24 protein-coding genes and 1 pseudogene are annotated in these 21,491 nt (G+C 66.4%); 9 read left to right on the top strand and 16 right to left on the bottom strand.

Annotated features, from left to right (window positions below; all coding sequences use genetic code 11):
- Window positions 1-50: 50 nt before the first annotated feature.
- From ABWP22_RS14600 to petA, 4 genes are all read right to left on the bottom strand, one after another.
- Window positions 51-584 carry an adenine phosphoribosyltransferase gene (locus ABWP22_RS14600; RefSeq protein WP_353200713.1) on the bottom strand — a complete coding sequence of 178 codons (534 nt, stop codon included), beginning with the start codon at window positions 582-584 and terminating at the stop codon, window positions 51-53.
- Window positions 585-655: 71 nt separating this feature from the next.
- Window positions 656-1,474 carry a cytochrome c1 gene (locus ABWP22_RS14595; protein WP_353200712.1) on the bottom strand — a complete coding sequence of 273 codons (819 nt, stop codon included), beginning with the start codon at window positions 1,472-1,474 and terminating at the stop codon, window positions 656-658.
- 13 nt (window positions 1,475-1,487) lie between these two features.
- The gene (locus tag ABWP22_RS14590; protein ID WP_353200711.1) at window positions 1,488-2,798 is read right to left on the bottom strand and encodes a cytochrome b; all 1,311 of its coding nucleotides are present in this window, start codon (window positions 2,796-2,798) and stop codon (window positions 1,488-1,490) included.
- Between the two features lie 11 nt (window positions 2,799-2,809).
- The gene (gene petA, locus ABWP22_RS14585; RefSeq protein WP_353200710.1) at window positions 2,810-3,376 is read right to left on the bottom strand and encodes a ubiquinol-cytochrome c reductase iron-sulfur subunit; all 567 of its coding nucleotides are present in this window, start codon (window positions 3,374-3,376) and stop codon (window positions 2,810-2,812) included.
- A gap of 214 nt (window positions 3,377-3,590) precedes the next feature.
- Here petA and hemF point away from each other — a divergent pair, with 214 nt between their 5' ends.
- On the top strand, window positions 3,591-4,445 hold the full coding sequence (hemF, locus tag ABWP22_RS14580; protein WP_353200709.1) for an oxygen-dependent coproporphyrinogen oxidase: 855 nt from the start codon (window positions 3,591-3,593) through the stop codon (window positions 4,443-4,445).
- 21 nt (window positions 4,446-4,466) lie between these two features.
- Here hemF and ABWP22_RS14575 read toward each other — a convergent pair whose 3' ends face one another.
- The 4 genes from ABWP22_RS14575 to ABWP22_RS14560 form a co-directional block, all read right to left on the bottom strand.
- A complete protein-coding gene (locus tag ABWP22_RS14575; RefSeq protein WP_353200708.1) occupies window positions 4,467-5,135 on the bottom strand; it encodes a hypothetical protein in 669 nt (222 codons plus the stop codon).
- A 71-nt stretch (window positions 5,136-5,206) separates the two neighbouring features.
- The gene (grxD, locus tag ABWP22_RS14570; RefSeq protein WP_353200707.1) at window positions 5,207-5,539 is read right to left on the bottom strand and encodes a Grx4 family monothiol glutaredoxin; all 333 of its coding nucleotides are present in this window, start codon (window positions 5,537-5,539) and stop codon (window positions 5,207-5,209) included.
- Window positions 5,540-5,586: 47 nt separating this feature from the next.
- Window positions 5,587-5,817, bottom strand: a complete 231-nt coding sequence (locus ABWP22_RS14565; protein ID WP_353200706.1) for a BolA/IbaG family iron-sulfur metabolism protein — start codon at window positions 5,815-5,817, stop codon at window positions 5,587-5,589.
- Window positions 5,817-6,134 (bottom strand): DUF1476 domain-containing protein, encoded by a 318-nt coding sequence (locus ABWP22_RS14560; protein WP_353200705.1) that lies wholly within the window; start codon window positions 6,132-6,134, stop codon window positions 5,817-5,819. Before ABWP22_RS14560 ends, ABWP22_RS14565 begins: the two co-directional genes overlap by 1 nt.
- Window positions 6,135-6,387: 253 nt before the next feature.
- Between ABWP22_RS14560 and purC the strand changes: the two are divergent.
- Window positions 6,388-7,161 (top strand): annotated as a pseudogene (gene purC, locus ABWP22_RS14555) (phosphoribosylaminoimidazolesuccinocarboxamide synthase); the annotation flags it as partial.
- 91 nt (window positions 7,162-7,252) lie between these two features.
- Here the strand turns inward: purC and ABWP22_RS14550 are convergent.
- Complete coding sequence (locus ABWP22_RS14550) at window positions 7,253-8,485, bottom strand: MFS transporter (protein WP_353200704.1); 1,233 nt, start codon at window positions 8,483-8,485, stop codon at window positions 7,253-7,255.
- A 67-nt stretch (window positions 8,486-8,552) separates the two neighbouring features.
- On the opposite strand from ABWP22_RS14550, the gene ABWP22_RS14545 reads away from it, so the two are divergent.
- Genes ABWP22_RS14545 through ABWP22_RS14525 form a run of 5 tightly spaced genes read left to right on the top strand, consistent with a single transcriptional unit; the run spans window position 8,553 to window position 13,482 of the window.
- Window positions 8,553-9,068: a GNAT family N-acetyltransferase gene (locus ABWP22_RS14545; protein WP_353200703.1), complete on the top strand. Its 516-nt coding sequence runs from the start codon at window positions 8,553-8,555 to the stop codon at window positions 9,066-9,068.
- A gap of 16 nt (window positions 9,069-9,084) precedes the next feature.
- The gene (coaBC, locus tag ABWP22_RS14540) at window positions 9,085-10,278 is read left to right on the top strand and encodes a bifunctional phosphopantothenoylcysteine decarboxylase/phosphopantothenate--cysteine ligase CoaBC (RefSeq protein WP_353200702.1); all 1,194 of its coding nucleotides are present in this window, start codon (window positions 9,085-9,087) and stop codon (window positions 10,276-10,278) included.
- Window positions 10,275-10,724: a dUTP diphosphatase gene (gene dut, locus ABWP22_RS14535; protein WP_353200701.1), complete on the top strand. Its 450-nt coding sequence runs from the start codon at window positions 10,275-10,277 to the stop codon at window positions 10,722-10,724. Before coaBC ends, dut begins: the two co-directional genes overlap by 4 nt.
- Complete coding sequence (locus ABWP22_RS14530; protein ID WP_353200700.1) at window positions 10,721-11,470, top strand: HesA/MoeB/ThiF family protein; 750 nt, start codon at window positions 10,721-10,723, stop codon at window positions 11,468-11,470. Before dut ends, ABWP22_RS14530 begins: the two co-directional genes overlap by 4 nt.
- 29 nt (window positions 11,471-11,499) lie before the next feature.
- Entirely contained in the window at window positions 11,500-13,482 is a 1,983-nt protein-coding gene (locus ABWP22_RS14525) for a transglycosylase domain-containing protein (RefSeq protein ID WP_502951134.1), read from the top strand.
- 86 nt (window positions 13,483-13,568) lie between these two features.
- Here ABWP22_RS14525 and ABWP22_RS14520 read toward each other — a convergent pair whose 3' ends face one another.
- The 5 genes from ABWP22_RS14520 to ABWP22_RS14500 all read right to left on the bottom strand — a co-directional run bounded on the left by ABWP22_RS14520 (window position 13,569) and on the right by ABWP22_RS14500 (window position 17,432).
- Window positions 13,569-14,174, bottom strand: coding sequence for a LysE family translocator (locus ABWP22_RS14520; RefSeq protein ID WP_353200698.1), 606 nt, complete (start codon window positions 14,172-14,174; stop codon window positions 13,569-13,571).
- A 65-nt stretch (window positions 14,175-14,239) separates the two neighbouring features.
- Window positions 14,240-14,539: a putative quinol monooxygenase gene (locus tag ABWP22_RS14515; protein WP_353200697.1), complete on the bottom strand. Its 300-nt coding sequence runs from the start codon at window positions 14,537-14,539 to the stop codon at window positions 14,240-14,242.
- Window positions 14,540-14,543: 4 nt separating this feature from the next.
- Window positions 14,544-15,317 (bottom strand): exodeoxyribonuclease III, encoded by a 774-nt coding sequence (gene xth, locus ABWP22_RS14510; RefSeq protein ID WP_353200696.1) that lies wholly within the window; start codon window positions 15,315-15,317, stop codon window positions 14,544-14,546.
- 40 nt (window positions 15,318-15,357) lie between these two features.
- Window positions 15,358-15,849, bottom strand: coding sequence for a hypothetical protein (locus tag ABWP22_RS14505; protein ID WP_353200695.1), 492 nt, complete (start codon window positions 15,847-15,849; stop codon window positions 15,358-15,360).
- The gene (locus ABWP22_RS14500) at window positions 15,849-17,432 is read right to left on the bottom strand and encodes a cisplatin damage response ATP-dependent DNA ligase (RefSeq protein WP_353200694.1); all 1,584 of its coding nucleotides are present in this window, start codon (window positions 17,430-17,432) and stop codon (window positions 15,849-15,851) included. Before ABWP22_RS14500 ends, ABWP22_RS14505 begins: the two co-directional genes overlap by 1 nt.
- Window positions 17,433-17,479: 47 nt before the next feature.
- Here ABWP22_RS14500 and ABWP22_RS14495 point away from each other — a divergent pair, with 47 nt between their 5' ends.
- Together ABWP22_RS14495 and ABWP22_RS14490 are read left to right on the top strand one after the other, a co-directional pair.
- Window positions 17,480-18,166 (top strand): MerR family transcriptional regulator, encoded by a 687-nt coding sequence (locus ABWP22_RS14495; protein ID WP_353200693.1) that lies wholly within the window; start codon window positions 17,480-17,482, stop codon window positions 18,164-18,166.
- Window positions 18,167-18,176: 10 nt separating this feature from the next.
- Window positions 18,177-18,848, top strand: coding sequence for a spermidine synthase (locus ABWP22_RS14490; RefSeq protein ID WP_353200692.1), 672 nt, complete (start codon window positions 18,177-18,179; stop codon window positions 18,846-18,848).
- 38 nt (window positions 18,849-18,886) lie between these two features.
- Here the strand turns inward: ABWP22_RS14490 and ABWP22_RS14485 are convergent, their stop codons facing one another.
- Both ABWP22_RS14485 and ABWP22_RS14480 read right to left on the bottom strand, forming a co-directional pair.
- Entirely contained in the window at window positions 18,887-20,047 is a 1,161-nt protein-coding gene (locus tag ABWP22_RS14485) for a hypothetical protein (protein WP_353200691.1), read from the bottom strand.
- Window positions 20,037-21,398 (bottom strand): glycosyl transferase family protein, encoded by a 1,362-nt coding sequence (locus tag ABWP22_RS14480; protein ID WP_353200690.1) that lies wholly within the window; start codon window positions 21,396-21,398, stop codon window positions 20,037-20,039. The genes ABWP22_RS14485 and ABWP22_RS14480 overlap by 11 nt, the downstream gene beginning before the upstream one ends.
- Window positions 21,399-21,491: the final 93 nt, after the last annotated feature.

The raw sequence follows: 21,491 nt of genomic DNA, 5'->3' as shown, positions 1-21,491 counted from the left end.
ATTTCGCTTCTGCGGGCAATGACGGGGTATGGAATTTATGAGTTCACGGCCTAGTCGCCTTCAAATTCCAGCAGATTATGCACGCTGATCCCCGCCGCGCGCAGTTTCGCCGCGCCGCCCAGATCGGGCAGATCGATCACGAACGCCGCTTCGTCCACCACTGCGCCGGCCCCGCGCAGCAATTCCAGCCCGGCCAGCGCGGTGCCGCCGGTGGCGATCAGATCATCAACCAGCAACACGCGCTGGCCCGGTTGCACCGCATCGGCGTGCATCTCGATGCGGTCGGTGCCATATTCCAGCGCATAATTGACCCCGGTCACCCGGCCGGGCAGCTTATTCTGCTTGCGCAGCAGCACGAAGCCCACCCCAAGCCGTTGCGCCAGCGCCGCGCCGAAGATGAAGCCGCGCGCTTCGATGCCGGCGACCAGATCGGGCGGCGTGATGATGGCTGCCGCCAGCCGTTCAGTGCAGGCGGCAAAGCCCGTGCCATCGAGGAGCAAGGTGGTGATGTCGCGAAACATGATACCGGCGTGCGGATAATCCTTTATCGTCCGCACCAGCGCCGCCAGATCCTCGTTGGCCATCAAGCCCTCCACAACAAAGCGGCGGCCATCCTTTCGGAGGGCCGCCGCCTGTTCAACATCCAAATCGAAGATCAGGCCTTTTTGACGTCGGCCCACACCTTGCGATAGGTCAGATAACCCAGCCCGGTCATGACGATCAGGAACAGGATCACCGCCACGCCGGTTTCCTTGCGGTTTTCCAGCTTGGGTTCGGCCGTCCAGGTCAGGAAGGTCGCCACGTCCTTGGCATATTGGTCAACCGTCGCCGGTGAACCATCCGCATAGGTCACCTGGCCGTCGGCCGCGAGCGGCGGCGGCATGGCAATGTTGATGCTGTGGAAATAGGGGTTGTAATACAGTGTATCCGGCTTGGTCCAACCCTTCGGCACATCATCGGAATAGCCGGTGAGCAGCGAATAGACATAGTTGGTGCCGTTCGGGCGCGCCTTGGTCATCAGCGACAGATCGGGCGGGTTGGCGCCATTCTGCGCCGCACGGGCAGCGGCTTCATTGGCATAAACCAGCGGGAACTTGTCGGCCGCGGTGGCCTTGCGCGTCGTCGGTTCGCCAGCGCTGTCAATTGCCGGCACTTCATATTCGCCGGCGATCGTCTTGATCTGTGCCGGCGTGAAACCAAGGTCGGCCAGATCACGGAAGGCAACGCGGTTGATCGAATGGCAGGCCGAGCAGACTTCCTTGTACACCTGGAAGCCGCGCTGCAACTGGGCGCGATCGAACGTGCCCAGCACGCCGAGGTTGCCCGGGCCGTTGTGGACCCATTCCATGTGCTTCGGGTGTTTGTGCAAGGCCTTGGCCATGTCTGGCGTCACGTCCTCGCGGGGGGCGATCGCCCCCCACAAGGCGTTGATGACAAACAGCAGGCCGACGGCAAGAGCGCCCCAGCGGATCATTGACATCTACTCCTTATTCGGCCGGCTGCGCCAGGGGCGCGCCGCCGCTGCTGCCACCACTGCCGGCCTTGCTGTACTTGGCCAGCACGGCCTCCGAGATCGAATTCGGCAGCGGCTTGGTCTTCTCCAGCTTGGAGACGATCGGCAGGATGATCAGAAAGTGCGCGAAATAATAAGCGGTGAGCAACTGGCTGGCCCGCAGATAGGGCTCTTCAGCCGGCGCACCGCCGCACACGCCCAACGCCAACGCCACGGCGACGAACACCCAGAACAGGATGCGCGACAGCGGGCGATAGTTGTTCGAACGAACCGGCGACGTGTCCAGCCAAGGCAGCAGGAACAGCAGCAGGATCGAGGCAAACATGGCGAGCACGCCCCACAGCTTGGCCGGCACGCCGAGGAAATCGGCCGTGAAGGCGCGCAGGATGGCGTAGAAGGGCCAGAAATACCATTCCGGAACAATGTGCGCCGGCGTGGAAAGCGGGTTGGCCGGGATATAGTTGTCGGCTTCGCCCAGGGCGTTCGGCATGAAGAACACGAAGGCCGAGAACAGGATCAGATAGATCCCGAGGCCAACGAAATCCTTGGCGGTGTAATAGGGGTGGAACGGGATCGTGTCGCTCTCGGTCTTCACCTCAATGCCGGTCGGGTTGTTGGAACCCGGAATGTGCAGCGCCCACACGTGCAGGATGATCACCCCGAACGTCACGAACGGCAGCAGATAATGCAGCGAGAAGAAGCGGTTCAGCGTCGCGTTGTCGGGCGAGAAGCCGCCGAGCAGCCAGGTCTGGATCGTCGGACCAACCAGCGGAATTGCCGAGAACAGCCCGGTGATGACCTGCGCGCCCCAGAAGCTCATCTGGCCCCAGACCAGCACATAGCCCATGAACGCCGTGGCCATCATCAGCAGGAAGATCACGAGGCCGAGCATCCACAGCACTTCGCGTGGCGGCTTGTAGGAACCATAATAAAGCCCACGGAAAATGTGGATATACACAACGCCGAAGAAGAAGCTGGCCCCCACCGCGTGCATGTAGCGGATCATCCAGCCGCCGTTCACATCACGCATGATGTGTTCGACGCTATCAAAGGCGACGCGGGTGTCGGCTGCGAAGTGCATGGCGAGCACGACACCGGTGATGATCTGGATGACCAGCGCCACACCGGCGAGCACGCCGAAATTATAGAATGCGTTCAGGTTCTTGGGCGTGGGATAGCCCGGCCCGAGCGCATTGAAGATGAACCGCGGCAGCGGCAGCCGCTGATCGATCCACTTGCCGACTTCGCTGGTCGGCTGAAATTGTTTTGCCCAGGGAAAGCTCATCTTTCTCCTCCTCAGCCGATCGTCACCGAAGTGGGTGACTTGAATTGATAGGGCGGCACTTCCAGATTCTTGGGCGCCGGGCCCTTGCGGATGCGCGCGGCCGTATCATAGTGCGAGCCGTGGCACGGGCAGAAATAGCCGCCGAAATCGCCGCGCACTTCGCCTTCCGCGGCGCCCAGCGGGACGCAGCCGAGGTGCGTGCACACGCCCAGCGTGATCAGCCATTGTTCGTTGCCAGCCTTGGTGCGGTCTTCCAGCTTCTGCGGATCACGCAAGGATGCCACGTCCACCTTCTTGGCCGAGGCGATTTCTTCGGGCGTCAGATGCCGGGCAAAGATCGGCTTGCCGCGCCAGCTGGCCTTGATGGCCTGGCCGGGCTGCACGGCGGCCAGATCGAGATCGATCGACGCCAGCGCCAGCACGTCGGCCGACGGGTTCATCTGGTTGACCAGTGACCAGGCCACCGGCACCACGCCAGCGCCGGCAAAGGCCGCCGTGGCAATATAGAGGAAATCCCGGCGGCGCTCACCGCCCGATCCGAGATTTTCGACAGGAGCCTGCCGCACTTCGCTCGCCATTTCGTCCCTTCCGAAACTGGATGCAAGACAGGCGGGACCGCCGCCCACCTGCAATCGGACGGCGATAGACAAGCGATGGGCGCAACGCAACGGGCAAAAGGGCGATGGACCTCGGACATTTTGGCGCGCCCATTACCAGTCCGTAAGATACGGGCGATGATCGGCCGCGCGGGTTAGGGCTTTTCCGCCGCGCCGTGGCTGGCTAGAAGGCACCATGATCCAGCTTGATGACCAGCAGCGCGCCGCCCAGGCGTGGTTCCGCCAACTCCGCAACGACATCTGGGCGATGCTCGAACAGTTGGAGGACGAGGGCCAGGCGCCGGGTGAAGCCGGCCGCTTTGAAAAGCGCGTCTGGGATCGCACCGATCACAGCGGCGGCGAAGGCGGCGGCGGTGAAATGGGCGTGATGAAAGGCCGGGTGTTCGAAAAGGCCGGGGTCAACATCTCGACGGTGTTCGGCGAGTTCAACCCGGATTTTGCCAAGCAGATCAACGGCGCCGCCGAGGACCCGCGGTTTTTCGCGACCGGCATCAGCCTGGTGATCCATCCGGTCAACCCGCTGGTGCCCGCCGTGCACATGAACACACGCATGCTGGTTACCACCAAGCGCTGGTTCGGCGGCGGCGTCGATCTGAACCCGGCACTGCCCGATGCCGACGAGACCGCGGCCTTCCACGCGGCCGTGAAGGCCACCTGCGATGCCCACAATCCCGGTTATTATCCGGCCCATTCCAAATGGGCGGAGGACTATTTCTGGGTGCCGCACCGCAATCGCCACCGCGGCGTCGGCGGGATTTTCTACGATCATCTGAACAGCGGCGATTGGGCGGCGGATTTTGCCTATACCCAGGCCGTCGGCCGCTGTTTCCTGGAGACCTACCCCAAGCTGGTGCGCGCCAAGATGCACCAGGATTACACGCCGGAGCAGCGCGCCGAGCAATTGCGCTATCGCGGCCTCTATGCCGAATTCAACCTGGTCTATGACCGCGGCACCACCTTCGGCCTGAAGACCGGCGGCAACACCGACGCCATCCTGATGAGCCTGCCACCGCACGCGCGCTGGGATTGACGGCGCGGGCTCGATTCGCGATCAGCGTGTCATCAGCAGGCGATAGGCGACGGCCCCGGCCACAGAGGTGCCCACCGCCACGAAACAACTGCCGATGCCAACCAGCAGCGCGTGGACAAAGCGCGCCGCGCCTTCCAGCCCCGCGAGGCGCGCCACCACATCCAGCGCCGCGCCGGCCCCTTCGGCCAGGATCGAAATGCCGATCACGCTGAACAGGCCGGCCACCAGGAACAGACACAGCGGCAGGCTCTGGCCCTCGGTCACGGCCCAACTGCGCTTGAGAATGGCAATCGGCGAGCCGCCCTCGGCCATGGCGACAGCGGGCGAAACGAAGATCAGCCGCGCAAACAGATAGAAGCCCGGCACCACCAGCGCGACAAAGCCGAAGCCCACCGGCAGCGACGCCAGCAGTTGCGCCGCGATATAGACCGGGAACATCGCCGCCGCTGCGGCCAGCGCCCGGCGCGGTGCGTCGCCGGGGAACAGCACCATGTGGCTGATCGCCAACTGCGTCAGCGCCGCAGCCAAGCTGGGCAGCGCCAGTCGCCACAACAATTGCGACGGGGTGATGTTGGTCAGATCGGCGGGTGGCGGCGGGCCATAGAGTTCCACCGCCACGCCGACCAGCAAGGTGAACGGCGCCGCCACGAAGAACATCCGCGACAGATCGGCGGTCAACAGCGATGTCATGCCATCCCAGATGGCGGAAACCGCAAGCCGCGGCGAAGATTTGGGCACTGGGCTGGCCGCGTCCGTTGCGGTCAGGCCTGCGAGGCAATGCCGGCTTCGGCCACCAGCGCCTGCAATTCACCGGCCTGGAACATCTCGATCATGATGTCGCTGCCGCCGACGAATTCACCCTTCACATACAACTGCGGGATGGTCGGCCAATCGCTGTAGTCCTTGATGCCGGCGCGGATTTCCGGATCGGCGAGCACATCGACCGATTCAAAGCCGACGCCGAGGCGTTCGAGGATCTGGATCGCCGTCGAGGAAAAGCCGCACTGCGGGAAAAACGGCGTGCCCTTCATGAACAGCACGACATCGTTGCTGGTGACCAGGGTGGTGATGCGATCGTGGACGGGATTGCTCATGGGACGCTCTATCCTTGCAAACTTGATTGGGCGCTTCTGGCTGGTGATCAGGCCGGAATCGTGGTGAGTTTCAGGGCATGCAATGCGCCCCCCATGCGCCCACCCAAAGCATTATACACCAGCCGCTGTTGCGCAACCCTGGACAGGCCGGCGAATTGTGACGCGGTGACAACGGCGGCATAATGATCGCCGTCGCCGGCGAGATCGGTGATTTCCACCACGGCGCCGGGCAGCGCCGCCAGAATTGCCGATTCGATATCCTGTGCGGCCATGGCCATCAGGCGACACCGGCAATCTGGGCTTCGGCCTGCACCAGCTTTTCCGCCAGCATTGCCTTGATATCGGATTCACCAACGCCGTGCGGCGCCAGATCACCCAGCAGCTTGGCGATGATGTCGCTGTCTCCCGGCACTTCCAGATCGGAAATCAGCACCGATTTGGCATATTCCTCGGCGACTTCACCGGATTTGCCGAGCTTCTCCGCCGCCCACAGCCCGATCAGCTTGCCGCGCCGCGCCAGGATGCGGAACCGCGTCTCCTCATCATGGGCGAACTTGGCTTCAAAGGCTTGCTCGCGATTGTCGAAACTGGTCATGCGCTGTTACTCCTGCACCCTCTGCCCTTCAGATAGGGTAGCCGCACGCCAGGTTCAACGCCAATGCCTGCAAGTTGTGCGGCAGCGTTGTGCAGCAACATTGTGTGGAGGGGGCTTTGCGGCTATGGCCACTCCCCCGCGCGCGGTGGGCGTGTTACCCTGCCCCTTGCAGGCTCGCATCGGCCACGCGCAGACCATGTTTTCGGCGCCGCCCACGCCCCAGGGGCCGAGCGGAGTCGCCCAGGAGGACCGCATGACCCGCCGCCGCCAGATTTACGAAGGCAAGGCCAAGATCCTGTATGAAGGCCCGGAACCCGGCACCATCATCCAGTATTTCAAGGATGATGCCACCGCCTTCAATGCCCAGAAAAAGGGCACGATCAGCGGCAAGGGCGTGCTCAACAACCGCATTTCCGAACATGTCTTCACGCTGCTCGGCCTGATCGGCATCCCCACGCACTTCATCCGCCGCCTCAACATGCGCGAGCAATTGGTGCGCCAGGTGGAGATCATCCCCATCGAAGTGGTGGTGCGCAATGTCGCAGCCGGCAGCATCGCCAAGCGCTTCGGTATCGAGGAAGGCACGATGCTGCCGCGCACGATCATCGAATATTATTACAAGGATGATGCGCTCGGCGACCCGCTGGTAACCGATGAACATATCGCCGCCTTCGGCTGGGCCAGCCAGGACGAGATGCACGACATTGCCGACATGGCGATCCGGGTGAATGATTTCATGGCCGGCATGTTTGCCGGAGTCGGCATCCGGCTGGTGGATTTCAAGCTAGAGTTCGGCCGGCTGTATGACGGTGATTTTGCCCGCGTGATCCTGGCCGATGAAATCAGCCCGGATGGCTGCCGGCTGTGGGACATGAAATCCGGCGACAAGCTGGACAAGGACCGGTTCCGCCGCGACCTCGGCGGCGAGGTCGAGGCCTATCAGGAGGTCGCGCGCCGGCTCGGCCTGCTCACCGAGGACGAATCGGCTGTGCTCGATCTGGATGAGCACAGGAAGGCCCGCGGGCAGACCGTGGGTCCGGCTGGCGGCAAAGGCGGCCCGACCATGGTGCCGACCGAAGCGCCGCCGGTGACGATGGTGCCCGATCCCCCGCCGCCTGCTACGCCGCCTTCCACCTGACACCCCAGTCCACGGGCACGACGCGCGGCACCGCCAGCGCAAAGATCAGCGTGCCCAGCGTGACGATTCCGGCGGTCATCAAAAAGGCCGGGCGGTAGCCGGCGGCATCGACGATGATGCCGGTGGCCACCGGCCCGATCACGCCCGACAAATTGCCCAGGCTGGTCTGCACCCCCACCCAGCGCCCGGCCGACGCCGGCCCGGCCATCGTCTGCCCCATGACGAACAGCAGGTTGGGCACCGGGCCATAGCCGAAGCCGGTGACCGCAATCAGCGTCAGCAACAGCGGCCAGCCGGTGACATCGGGCAGCAGCAGCAGACCGGCGACGCAGGTGCCGACCCCGAAGAACAACATGCCGCGCCGCCATTTCGACCCGTCGCCGCCGGCCCGGATGGCGCGATCGATCGCCCAGGCGCCGATGGTGCCACCGGCCAATTGCGCGACATAGAAGGACGCGGTGAGCAGGCTCATGTCGATGATCGAATAGCCGCGCGCCTTGATCAGCCACAGCGGCAGCCAGGCAACGATGAAATAGAGCGGAAACGTCGCCGACAGGTGCAGCGCGGTCATCGCCCACAGGCCGCGGTTGCGCAGCATCTGCGCCAGCGGCACGGCGGATTCGGTGGTGGAGACCGGCGCTTCGCCTTCGGATATGCCGCGCCGCGCCAGCCACCACGGCACCAGCCATAGCAAGGTGATCAGGCCGAACGCGATGAACATCGCCTGCCAGCCCCACAGGTTCATCATCACCCCGCCGGCCAGCGTGCCGATCAGCGGCCCCACCGCCAGGCCGCCGGACAGCGAGATATTGGCCAAGGTGCGCGCGCCTTCGGGCACTTTGGCGATCAGTTTCGATCCGCAGGGGAAGGCGACGCCTTCGCCCAGCCCCATCGCCAGGCGCAGCAGGATCAGCGCGGTCACCCCGCCGGCAAAGCCCATGCCGATCGTGGCGAGCGCCCAGGTGGCAACCCCAAGCGCCATCAACAGCCGCACGCTCATCCGGTCGGCCAGCCAGCCAGCCAGCGCCAGCGCCGGCACATAAGTCCAGTAGAAGCTGGAGACGATGACGCCATAGCGTTCGTTGGTCAGGCCGAATTCGTCCTTGATCAACGGTGCCGCCACGCTGACCGCGCCGCGATCGATATAATTGAGGGCGATGGCCACCCCGATCAGGATGATCGCCCATCGCAACTGCGCCGAAATCATCATCATTCTCCCCTGCAACGACTTGGCCGGCGCAGGCTTGGCCCGTCAAGTGCCGCGTGATAGCCGGATGTGCATGGCGATCAGGCGCTTCGAACCCATGGCCGATGCCGGGCTGCTGCCGGACCTGGCGGCGATGATGGTGGCGGCGGTGGCCGGCGGCGCGTCGATCGGCTTCATGGCCGGATTTGATCAAGCCGAGGCGCTGGCCTGGTGGCAGGCACGCGCCGAGGCGGCGGCGCGGGGCGAATTGCTGATCCTGGTGGCGATCGACGACGAAGGCGCGGCCGGCACGGTCAGCCTGGTGCCGGCCAATATGCCCAACCAGTTGCACCGCGCCGATGTCGCCAAGATGCTGGTGGCGCCGCGCTGCCAGCGCCGGGGCGTGGGTGCGGCGCTGCTGGCGGCGGTGGAGCGCGAGGCGCTGGCGATGGCCCGCACCACGCTGGTGCTCGATACCATCACCGGCAGCGCGGCGGCGCGCCTGTATGAACGCGGCGGCTGGGAACGGGTGGGCGAGATTGCGGCCTATGCGCTGATGCCGAAGGGCGCGATGGCATCCACCACCGTCTATACCAAACGGCTCGCGTGAACGGCAGCGCTGCGCTATGGGCGCAGCCGTGCACGGCAAGACCATCCTTCTGATCGTTGGCGGCGGCATTGCCGCGTTCAAGGCGCTGGAACTGGTGCGCGAACTGCGCCGCGCCGGCGCACGGGTGCTGCCGGTGCTCACCGAAAATGGTGCGCGCTTCGTGACGCCGCTGTCGCTCGGCGCGCTGGCGGGAGAACTGGTGCGCACCAGCCTGTGGGATCTGGAGGATGAGGCTGCCATGGGCCATATCCAGCTCAGCCGCGCTGCCGACCTGATCGTCGTCTGCCCGGCCACCGCCGATCTGCTGGCCCGCGCCGCGACTGGCCAGGCCAATGATCTGGCGTCCACATTGCTGCTCGCCACCGACACGCCGGTGCTGATGGTGCCGGCGATGAATGTGCGCATGTGGCAGCACGCCGCGACGCAGCGCAACATCGCCACGTTGCGCGATGACGGCATCACCGTGATGATGCCCGATGACGGCGAGATGGCCTGCGGCGAATATGGCCCCGGCCGCCTGCCCGAAGTGACGGCAATCATGGCCGAAATCACAGCGCAATTCGGCCCGAAACCGCTCACTGGTCGCCACGCGCTGGTCACAGCCGGGCCGACGCATGAACCCATCGATCCGGTGCGCTTCATCGGCAATCATTCGTCCGGCAAGCAGGGCTTTGCCATCGCCGGCGCGCTGGCGGCGCTGGGTGCGCGGGTCACTTTGGTGGCCGGGCCGGTGCATCTGGCCACGCCGGCCGGCGTCACCCGCGTCGACGTGATCACCGCGCGCGACATGGCGACCGCCTGTGCAGCCGCCCTGCCCGCCGATATCGCCGTGATGGTCGCGGCCGTCGCCGATTGGCGCGCCGAAACGGCTGATCACAAGCTGAAGAAGGACGGAGGTGCAACGCCGGCCATCGCGCTGGTCGAAAACCCCGACATCTTGGCCGGCATCGGCCACCACGCGCAGCGCCCGGCGCTGGTGGTGGGCTTTGCCGCCGAAACCCGCGATCTGTTGGCCAATGCCGCCGCGAAACGCGCGCGCAAGGGTGCTGACTGGATCATCGCCAATGATGTGGGTGAAGGCGTATTCGGCGCGGACGCCACCCACGTGCATTTCGTCAACCAGGCCGGCAGCGAGGATTGGGGCGCATCGCCGAAACAGGCGGTGGCGGACCGCCTTGCCCACCGCATCGCCAGGCATTTCAGCCCATGATCAGCATTCCCATCACACGCCTGCCGCACGGGGCAGGCCTGCCGCTGCCGGCCTATGCGACGCCAGGCGCCGCCGGCATGGATGCGGTCGCCGCCGTCACCGACACGTATATCCTGCAACCCGGCGCGCGCTTCCCGGTGCCGCTGGGCTTCTGCATGGCCATCCCCGAAGGCTATGAAGTGCAGGTGCGCCCGCGTTCCGGCCTGGCGCTGAAAAACGGCATCACCGTGCCCAACAGCCCCGGCACCATCGACAGCGACTATCGCGGCGAGGTGAAGGCATTGCTGATCAACCTCGGCAATGAGCCGTTCGTGATCGAGCGCGGCATGCGCATCTGCCAATTGGTGCCCGCCGCCGTCACTCGCGCTGCGCTGGTGCAGGTCGAGGCGCTGGATGATACGCAGCGCGGCACGGGCGGGTTCGGCTCGACGGGCGTGCACACGTGAGTTTTTCCGACGACGAGCTGGAACGCTACGCCCGCCACCTCGTGCTGCCCGAATTCGGCGGGCGCGGTCAGGCGGCGCTGGCCCGCGCGCGGGTCGCCGTCGTTGGTGCCGGCGGGTTGGGCTCGCCCTGCCTGCTCTATCTCGCGGCCGCCGGAGTCGGCCGGCTGACCATCATCGACGATGATGATGTCGCGCTGTCCAATCTGCAGCGCCAGATCTTGTTCACCACCGCCGATGCCGGCGCGATGAAGGCCGAGGCCGCAGCCACGCATCTGCACGCGCTCAACCCGCATGTCGAAACCGTGGCGGTGCCGCTGCGGCTGGATGCGGACAATGTCGACGCCCTGCTCGCCGGCCATGATCTGATCATCGACGGCTGTGACAGTTTCGCGACGCGGCTGCTGGTGGCGGATGCGGCGCTGGCTTGCCAAGTGCCGCTGCTGTCGGGCGCGGTCGGGCCCTATGATGGCCAGGTTGCGCTGTTCAAGGGCCACGATCCCGCCCTGCCCTGCTATCGCTGCTTCGTCGGTTCACCGCAAGATCAGCCCGACCGCAATTGCGCCGCCACCGGTGTGCTCGGCGCGCTGACCGGCGTGATCGGCAGCCTCATGGCGCTGGAGGCCATCCGCGAACTGTCGGGCTATGCGCCGTCAAGCGCCGGTTCATTATTGTTGTTCGATGCCCGCGCCGGCCGGTTCCGCAGCATTGCCTTGCCCAAGGATCCGGCCTGCCCCGCCTGCACATAGCCTGTATCGCCGCATAGCTGCCGTATTTGATGGATAATACACCGCCCGTGCCCCGCTCCACCCGCCCGAAATCCACGCTCCTTGGCGCCATCGTCAAATGGGGTCTTGTGCTGGCGCTCGCTGGCGTCATCGCGCTCAGCATCGCGGTGGCACTGGCTTACCGCGACCTGCCGAGCTTTGACGAGATGAAGCGCAGCCCCAACGGCCAATCGGTGGAGATCAAGGCCGACGATGGCACCGTGCTGGCCAGCATCGGCCCCAGCTATGGGGAATGGCTGAGCTACCCCGAAATCCCTGCCACCATGACCAATGCGATGCTGACGGTGGAAGATCGGCGGTATTGGTATCACCCCGGTGTCGATCCCATCGGCATCATCCGCTCGTTGGTGGTCAACACCATGCGCGGCAACAAGGCCCAGGGCGCATCGACCATCACCCAACAGCTGGCGCGCAACCTGTTCCTCACCTCGTCGAAACAATATAGCCGCAAGCTGCGCGAAGCGGTGCTGGCCTTGGCCATCGAGCGCAAATTTTCCAAGGAAACCATCCTCGAACTCTATCTGAACCGCGTCTATTTCGGCGGCGGCGCCTATGGCATCGATGCCGCATCGCGCAAATTCTATGGCCACAGCGCTCGCCGCTTGAGCCTGGAAGAAGCCGCGATCATCGCCGGTCTGGTCAAGGCGCCATCGCGATTTTCCCCGTCCGCCGATGCCGAAGCTGCCCGCCGCCGCGCCGCCACGGTGATTGCGGTGATGGTCGATGCCGGGCGCATCACGCCCGAAGAAGCCCGCGCCGCCGATCCGGCGCTGGTGCGCTTCACCCCGCAGGGGCGCGCCGCAGGTGTGCGTTACTTCACCGATTGGGTGCTGGGCGAGCTGGAAAATCTGACCGACGAAGCCAATGAGCCGCTATCGGTCGAAACCACGCTGAATGCACAGGGCCAGGCCTGGGCCGAAGCCGCCATCCGCGCCGAAGCACCCAAGGGTTCGCAAGGCGCGCTGGTGGCGCTGGCCCGCGATGGCGCCGTGAAGGCGATGGTGGGCGGCACCGATTATGTCCGCTCCAACTATAATCGCGCGCTCACCGCCCGGCGCCAGCCGGGTTCGGCTTTCAAGATGTTCGTCTATGCCGCCGCGCTCGAATCCGGTATCACGCCCGACGATATCTACGAAGACAAGCCGGTGACCATCGGCAACTGGAGCCCGAAGAACAATGATGGCCGCTTTGCCGGCCCGGTGTCGGTGAAACAGGCGTTCGCGCTGTCGATCAACACCGTGGCCGTGCAGATTGCCGAGCAGGTCGGGTTCGATACGGTCGCCGAAATGGCGCGGCGCTTCGGCATTTCCACGCCGATCGATCGCCAGCCGGCGATGGCATTGGGCGCTTCGGTGGCCACGGTGTTCGAAATGACCAACGCCTATGCCACCGTCGCCAACGGCGGCCAGGAAAACGCTCCCTATGCCATCACCCGCGTCGTCACCGGCAGCGGCCGCGTGCTGTTCAGCCGGGCGGCAGGCGACACGCGGCAAGTGATCGCCCCGGTGATCGCCGCGCAATTGACCCAGTTGATGCAGGCCGCTGTCGAACAGGGCACCGCCCGCGCCGCGCAGATCGGCCGGCCGCTGGCGGGGAAGACCGGCACGACCAGCAGCAACAAGGATGGCTGGTTCATCGGCTTCTCGTCCGGCCTGACCACCGGCGTGTGGATGGGCCGCGATGACAATCGCGCCGTGCCCGGCCTGGCCGGCGGCCGCGCCCCGGCGCGGGCCTTCGCCCAATATATGGCCCGCGCCGTCGGCGGCACCCCGCCCGAAGCGCTGGTGACCGAATTCGCCGACGAGACGATGCTGCTGGAACCGGACGCCGAATCCTACGGCATCACGCCCGATGGCACCCAGCCCATGGACGGCGAGCCGCCACCCGCCGACGATGCGCCGCGGCTGGACCAGAACTGGCTGGATCAGACGCTGAAGGAACCGCCGCCGCAAAAGCCGCCGCAGGGCCGCTGACGACGATTGCGCCCAAGTTGAAACACACCAGCTCCCTCCCCGCAAGGGGGAGGGAGCTGAACGCTTCAGGTCGAACTCATTGAAATCTAAAGATCAGCCACCAGAAACGACACCGCAATCGCCAGCATCACCAGCGCGAAGCCGCGCTTTACGGGCTTCAGGCGGGCCGGATCCAGCAGCCACGCGTGGGCGCTGGCCCCGGCGATGACGATGGCCAGATGGATGGCCGTGGCGATCGCCGCGCTGACCACCGACAGGATCATTGCCGCGCCAAGGGTCAACGTCGCATCGTCCATGAACTGCGGCGCCACCACCACAAAGAAAATATAGGCCTTCGGATTCAGAAGGTTGATGACCGTACCGGTACCAAGGGCCCGCCAGGCGCTGTTGGCAGGCGCCCGCACCGCCGGGGCCTCTCCCGCGCTGCGCCAGGTGGTGATCGCCAGCCACAGCATCATCACCGCGCCGCCCACGCGCAGCCAGATCCAGTATTGCGGCGCCGCCTGCAACAACGCGGCCAGCCCGAGCGCCGCCAGCAGGCCGTTGGCGAGCAGACCGAGCGCCACACCCGCCACCGCCGCCAGCCCGCTGCGCCGGCCTTCCGTCGCCGCCAGCCCGGCCAGCCAGGCCATGTTCGGCCCCGGCGTCAATTCGATCAGCAATACGGCAAGGGCGAAACCCAGCAGGTCCAATGGCGACGCCTCCCAAGCCTTTGTTCTAGCACCTCCAGATCAGAAAGCGACCGCCAAGCGCGGCTTCAGATCGGCTGCGCGTCGCCGACCTCATACAGTGCCAGATTCCGTTCCCCGATGCCCAGTTCAGGCCATGCCGCCCGCCACTGCGCGATATGATCCGTGGCAAAATGCCGATCGAGCGCAGCACGGTCATCCCATGATTCGCAGATGTGGATCAGCCCCGGATCGAACAGATCCTCGGCATAGCTGTAGGTGATGCAACCCGGCTCTGCCCGGCTGGCCGTCACCATGCGCTGCATGATGGGGCGCGCATCCGCCAGATTCGCCGGCGGCAGACGCACGGTTCCGGTGATCAACACCATGGCCTCACCCCTCCCGCAGCCGCACCCAGGCCGGCGCGTGATCGCTGGCCTTTTCCTGCCCGCGCACGTCGCGCATCACGCCGGCATCCACAAGCCGATCGGCGGCCAACGGCGACAGCAGCAGATGATCGATGCGAAAGCCATGGTCTTGTGGCCAGGCGCCGGCCTGATAATCCCAGAAGCTCCAGATGCCACCCTTGGGGTGCAGCGAACGCACCGCGTCCGTCCAACCCTGCCACAGAAGCTCGCAATAGGCGGCGCGTGATTCCGGCTGCATCAGCGCATCATTGGCCATGCGGCGCGGATCCCAGATATCGTCATCGTTTGGAATCACATTGTAATCGCCGGCCAGCACCACAGGCTGCGCCAGGCCGAGCAGACCAAGCGCATGCGTGTTCAGCCGCCGCATCCATGTCAGTTTGTAATCAAACTTCGGCCCGGGCTGCGGATTGCCGTTGGGCAGGTAGAGGCTCGCCACGCGCACCCCCATCACGTCGGCCTCAAGGTAACGCGACTGTTCGTCGGCATCATCGCCGGGCAGGCCGCGCTGCACTTCGGTGGCTGGCTCACGCGACAGTATGGCGACGCCGTTGAAGCCCTTCTGACCGTGCACCAGGCAATGGTAGCCGGCGTCCCGCAGCACATCGACCGGGAAATTCTCGGAAATCGTCTTGATCTCCTGCAGGCAGGCGACATCGGGCTTTACGGCCTCCAGCCATTCCAGCAGGCGCGGCAGGCGGGCGTTGGTGCCGTTGATATTGAAGGTGGCAATCAGCATGGCGTCAGCCTAGCGCCTTGGCGCATCCGCTGCCAGCCTTTCAGAACACGCCGAACCGCGCCGGGCAGCGTGCCGGCCGCAGTGTGTAGCGCGCGAACAGGCTGGCCTTGCCGCCGCCCGGCCGGGCATCGATCCGCCAATCCCATCCCAGGCCGACGCGCCGGAACCGATTGACGAAGCGCGCCGATGGATAGGCATAGCTGATGCTGAACCCGTCCGCTTCCACGCTGCCGGTGCCTGCCGCGCTGCCCGGGCCGCCGAAGCGGTCCATCCACCATCCGGTCAACTGCCCCGGCCCGGCATCGGCCATGATGATGGCGGTGTCATGCGAGTCGTTGTTGTTGCTGCCCTGCAGTTCCAGCAGGAGATAGCGGCCGCCCAGTTTCCGACTGCCGCGCGCCGTAGCGCTCATCGGCTTGCCCTCCACCTCCCCGCGCACCTGCCAGCAGCCTTCCAGACCGGCCAGCGGCGACGGCGGCGGCATCAGCGGCGCCGCGGTTATGGCCACGGCAAACAGGATAATCGCCGGCATCAGGTCGCCAGCCGCATCAGGGTGGCAATGCTGTCAGCCTCTGCCGCCGGCTTGTCGGTGCGGATGCGCGAAATCCGCGGGAAACGCATGGCCAGGCCGGATTTGTGCCGGGTGGAGGCGTGGATCGAATCAAACGCCACCTCCAGCACAAGCGCCTTCTCCACCTCCCGCACCGGGCCGAATTTCGCCACGCTATGCCCGCGGACATACTTGTCGAGCATGGCCAGCTCCGCATCGGTGAAGCCGCTATAGGCCTTGCCAACAGGGAGCAACTGGCCGTCATCGGTCCAGCAGCCGAAGGTATAATCGCTGTACAGGCTGGATCGCTTGCCGTGGCCGCGCTGCGCATACATCAGCACGCAATCGGCGGTGAGCGCGCTGCGTTTCCATTTGTACCACAGCCCGCCACGCCGCCCGGCGACATAGGGCGCATCGCGGCGTTTCAGCATCAGGCCCTCGATCGCCGCATCACGCGCAGCATCGCGCAAGCTGGCCAGCGCCGCCCAATCCGCCGCCGTCACCAGCGGCGACAGTTCGAACCGCGCCGGATCAAGGCTTGGCATCAAAGCTTCCAGCCGGGCGCGCCGCGCCTTCCAGGGTTGGCCGCGCAGATCCTCCCCGCCAATGCTGAGCAGATCATAGACGCGGATGAAGGCTGGCCGCTCCGCCATCAGCTTGGCCGGCGGCGCCTTGCGGCCCAGGCGTTGCTGCAAGGCGTTGAAACTGCCTGATGCCGCGATGCTGTCGGCCTGGCCATCGCCGCGCACCAGCAATTCGCCATCCAGCGCCGCCGCCAGCGCCAGCGCGCCGGCCACATCGGGAAACGCGCCCGACACATCGTCACCGGTGCGACTGAACAGGCGCGTCGCGCCGCCGGCATGCACGATCTGCACGCGGATGCCGTCCCATTTCCATTCCGCCACATGGGTGGCCAGATCGAGCTGCTCGCCATCCTCCAGCGGGTTCGCCAGCATGAACGGCCGGAACACCGGCACATCGCCCGCGGTGGGCTGCATGGCCTTGCCGGTGCCCCATTCGAATAGCGGTGCAAATGGCGGGCTGAGCCCATGCCACACCTCCTCGACAGCCTCCACATCCAGCCCGAACGCCTGCGCCAGGCCGGTTTTCGCCAACCGCGCCGACACGCCGACCCTGAGCGCGCCGGTGGCCAGCTTGATCAGCGCATAACGGCCCTGCACATCCAGCCGATCGAGCAGCGCCGTCACCACGGCCGGCGCTTCCTTGCGGCCCAGCCCGGCGAGTTGCCCCACCACCTCGTCCAGGGCTGGCGGCGGCGGCTTGTTTCCCGGCGGATCGGGCCACAAAAGCGAAATCGTCTCAGCCATGTCGCCGACGAAATCATGGCTCAGCGCAAACAGCGTGGGGTCAACCCGCTCCGCCATCAGTGCCTTCAGCAGGCTGGGCTGCACCGCCTTCAGATCGAGCGTGCCGGTCAACGCCGCCAGCCCCCAGCCACGATCGGGATCGGGCGTCGCCAGCAACCAATCGGCGATCAACCGCAATTTGGCATTGCGCGACCGCGTGTAGAGCAGCGCATCCAGCAGGCGGGCGAACGATTCCATGACCAGCGGGTTAGCATGGCGGACCGGGATGCGCTAAGGCAGCGGCCATGCGCATGCGCGATCTTGAAAAGGCCAGCGGAGTCGGCCGCGAAACCATTCGCTACTATATCCGCGAAGGCCTGCTGCCGGAACCCGACAAGGCCAGCCGCAACAGCGCCCGCTATTCCGACGAGCATGTCGCCCGCCTGAAGGCGATCAAGCGCTTGCAGGAAGAACGTTTCCTGCCGCTGGCCGTCATCCGCACCTTGCTGGAGGCCGACGATGGCGATCGCTGGCTGCTGCCCGAAGCCTTCCCGATGCTGGACGCGCTGCTCGCCCAGCGCCTGGACGAGGCTGGCCCGGCCCGCGTGGCCATCGCCGATCTGGCGCTGCCACCCAGCATGGCCGAACATCTGGGCGATGGCATCGTCACGGTCGCCGATGACGGCAGTGTGTCGGCGCGCGACGCCGGCATCCTGCGCACCATCGCCCGGCTCGACGAGATCGGCTTCAAATCCGAACTCGGCTTCGATGGCGGCCAGATGCGGCTGTACAATGTGCTGATCGATTGGCTGACCGGGCAGGAAATCCGCCATTTCCTCGAACATACCGCCGGGCATGTCGGCGAAGCCAAGGCGCTCGACATGGCCGAACAGGGCATCTCGGTGATCAACGACCTCCTCGGCCAATTGCGCACCCGCGCCCTGCTGCGCAAGCTGGCGGAACGGCGGCGGATCGCGAACGACAATTTGTGAGCATTGGCCGATGACGCCGCGCGAACTCATCGGCGTGGCCGAAGTGCCGGGCGGGGCGCCGCTGCGGCTGTTCCGGCGCGGCGGCGATTTCATGATCGTGCTCGAACGCAACGAGTTGATGAGCACGCGGATGCACGGCTCCGAAGTCGCGCTTGGCACCATGGCCTGCGATCGGCTGGCGGGCCGCACCAAGCCGCATATGCTCATCGGCGGCTATGGCATGGGCTTCACGCTGCGCGCCGTGCTGGGCCGGCTGCCGGCGGACGCGGCCGTGACGGTGGTCGAACTGGTACCGGGCATCATCGATTGGGCGCGCGGGGCCATGGCAGCGGTGACCGATGGCTGCCTGGATGATCGCCGCGTGACACTGACCATGGGCGATGTGGCGGATGCGATCGGGCAGGCGACGTCAGCCTATGATGCGATCCTGCTTGATGTCGACAACGGTCCGGACGGGCTGACGCGTGCGGCCAATGACGGGATTTACAGCAAGCAGGGGCTGGCCGATGCGAAGCGCGCCCTGCGCCCCGGCGGCGTGCTCGCTGTCTGGTCGGCCGCGCCCGATCCGGCGTTCGAGCGCCTGTTGGGACGCACCGGGCTGACGGTCGAAACGGTGCGGGTGCGGGCGCGCGAAAATGGCAAGGGCGCCGCGCATGTCATCTGGTTCGCCACCAAAGGCTGAGATATTCCGACAGCGTTACGGCCCGGGCGATCACTGCGCTAGAACCCCGCCGAAATCGTCACTGCCGGGCCGCTGCCGGGTGCGGCATTGCCGGCCACACGCTGCCGCCAATCGGCTTGCAGACGGATGCCCTTCACCTGCGCGCTGATCGACGGGCCGACATCGACGCGCCACACATCAGGCGTGCCGGTTTGCAGGCTGGCCCAAGCGGCGGCGTTCAGCGTTGCGGGGCCGATGCGCAACAGGCGGGCGCTGGCCTGCGCCCCGCCATAGGCCTGGCCGCTGCCCAGCACGCCGGCTTCGCCATAGACGCTCATCCGCCCGCGCACGCCGCCGGCCGCCAGGCGCAGCGTCCAGTCGCCGCGCGTGGCGCTGCCGATGGCGATCAGCCGTTCGGCGCTGATCGACACGCCGGGCGCCAGCGTCTGCCTGATGCCGATGGCGGCCTGGGCGGTGTCCCCGCGCAGGCCGGCCCGATCGGCGGCGACATTGGCGCGCGCCACCAATGCCAATGGCCGGCGTGCGTAAGGATCGGGCAGAAAGGCGATGCTGCCGCCCATCTGGCCGCCGCCCAGCACCGGGCTGGCAGCCGGCCCCGCACTGCCGCCATCGCGAAGCAGCGCGAAACCACCGATCTGCCAGCGCCGGCCCAGCGCGGCACGGTCGGCCTGCCACTGGCGGTTGTCGGCAAGGCCGAGCGCCGCATCGAACAGCGCGGCGGCCTGCCGGCGCTGGCCCGCGCGCAACCGATCATAGGCGGATTGCGCCAGGCGAAAGGCGGCGGCGTCCTCGAACTGGACCGGCGTGGCAACGGTTGGTTGAGCCGGCGCAGCAGCGGGCAGCGGCGCGGCGGGCATGGCCATGGAGACATCGGCTCGCGGTGCGGGTTCGGGGGGCTGCGGCCGGGGGGCGGGTGTGAAGCCGGCAGGGTCGGCTCGTCTGACGGGCACGGCGTCATGCACAGGCGCCGAAATCGTGCCGACCGCCGCCTCCCGCACGACCGCCGGCACAGGGTGCGGCATCAGCAGCGCGGCCACCTCGCCCACGCGCGCGCCGATCACCGGCCAGCGCCAGCCGAGCCACAGCATGAACAGCAACAGCAGCAAGGCCAGAGCGCGAAACGGCCGCCCCCGCCGCACGGCGGCGCTACCGGTCACGCTGGGGCGCGGCACAACATTGCGCTGCAGATCACGCCGCACCGGGGAAACGATGCACGGTCTTGTCCCAACGCGGCTGGCGGCCGGCGCGCAGGGCCGCGGCATAGATGCGGATGGCGCGCATCGCCGCGGCGGCATTGATGAGATTGCCCACCGCCGCGCGCGGGGTCGCGAGCAGCGCTTCCACCGGGCCATGCAGCCGCAAGGTGAACCAGGCGCGCATCGCCAGCCGCCACACCAGCAGCAACCAGTTGATCCACAACAGCCAAACCAGTGGCCCGCCCGCCACCACAGGCAGCCGCGCCGCCGCCGGCCAGGCCATGCGCAGCGCCGTATCCAGCGCCAGCAGCAGCGCCAACAGATACGCGGCCAGGGTCACCAGCGCCATCAACGGCGCCTTGCGATCGCGCAGCAGCATCCAGCGCTGCACGGCCCCGCCCTGCCAGCCCAGCCGATCCCAGCCGGCCAGCGCAATGCCGACCAACCAGCGCGATTTCTGCTTCACGGCACTGCGGAAATCCGCCGGAAAATGCTCGGCCGTGGCAACGGGAGCGCCGCCCCGCCATTCCCACACCAGCGCACCGCGCCCGCCGTCGGCATGGAGGCGCTGGCCCAGCTCATAATCCTCGGTCAGGCTGTCGGCATCGAACACCTGGCCGCCGCGCTGCGCCGCGATACCGCCCAGCCGCTCCCGGCAGAAAACCACCCCCACCCCCGCCGACGGCAGCCCAGCGCCAAGCCATTGCCGCACCAGAAGATCCTTGGCATGGCTTTCGGCGAATTCATCGATATAATGACCGGATATCAATGGGCTGGCCTCATCCACCAACGGGATTACCGGCAATTGCACCATGGCACGGCCGGGCAGATGGCGCGCGAACACCGCCAGTTCCGCGCCATGCACCACATCTTCGGCATCGTGCAGCACGATGCCGGCAAAGCGCCGTCCGCGCGCCGCCTCATCGGCACACAGCGCCTGCCACAGGCCATTCAGGCAGTCCGCCTTGGTGGTCGGCCCTGGCGCCGCGCCGATCACCGCCTGCACACGCACATCGGCCACGGTGGCGACCGCGGCAATGCCGGCCGGATCATTGGGATAGAGGCCGACGAACACCCGCACTTCCGGCCAATCCAGCCCGGCCATCAAGCGCCGCAGCATGGCACCGATTACCGCCGATTCGTCCCAGGCCGGGATCAGGATGGCGAAGGCCGGCGGCGGCCCTGCTTGCGCGGTCGGCTTCACCCGCCCGGCGCGCGCCGCGGCGGGCATGAACAGCCAGATCAGATCGATGGCCAGATCATCCAGGCCATTGATCGCGACGATCATCGCGACCAGCAACAGGGTCTCTGCCAGCACCACATGCCAGACGGCCAACAGATCGGCTGCGGTCATCGCGGCGACATTGCAGGATGGGTGCCCCGGCCCGGCCAGTATCCAGCAGACGGGGAGGGCCGTTTGCAGATCAGGGCGAGGAACCGGGGCACC

Origin of the sequence: Sandarakinorhabdus sp., assembly GCF_040398665.1 — a bacterium.
Taxonomy (GTDB): Bacteria; Pseudomonadota; Alphaproteobacteria; order Sphingomonadales; family Sphingomonadaceae; genus Sandarakinorhabdus.
Note: the sequence above shows the minus strand (reverse complement) of the source record. Positions and strands in the feature narration are given on the sequence as shown.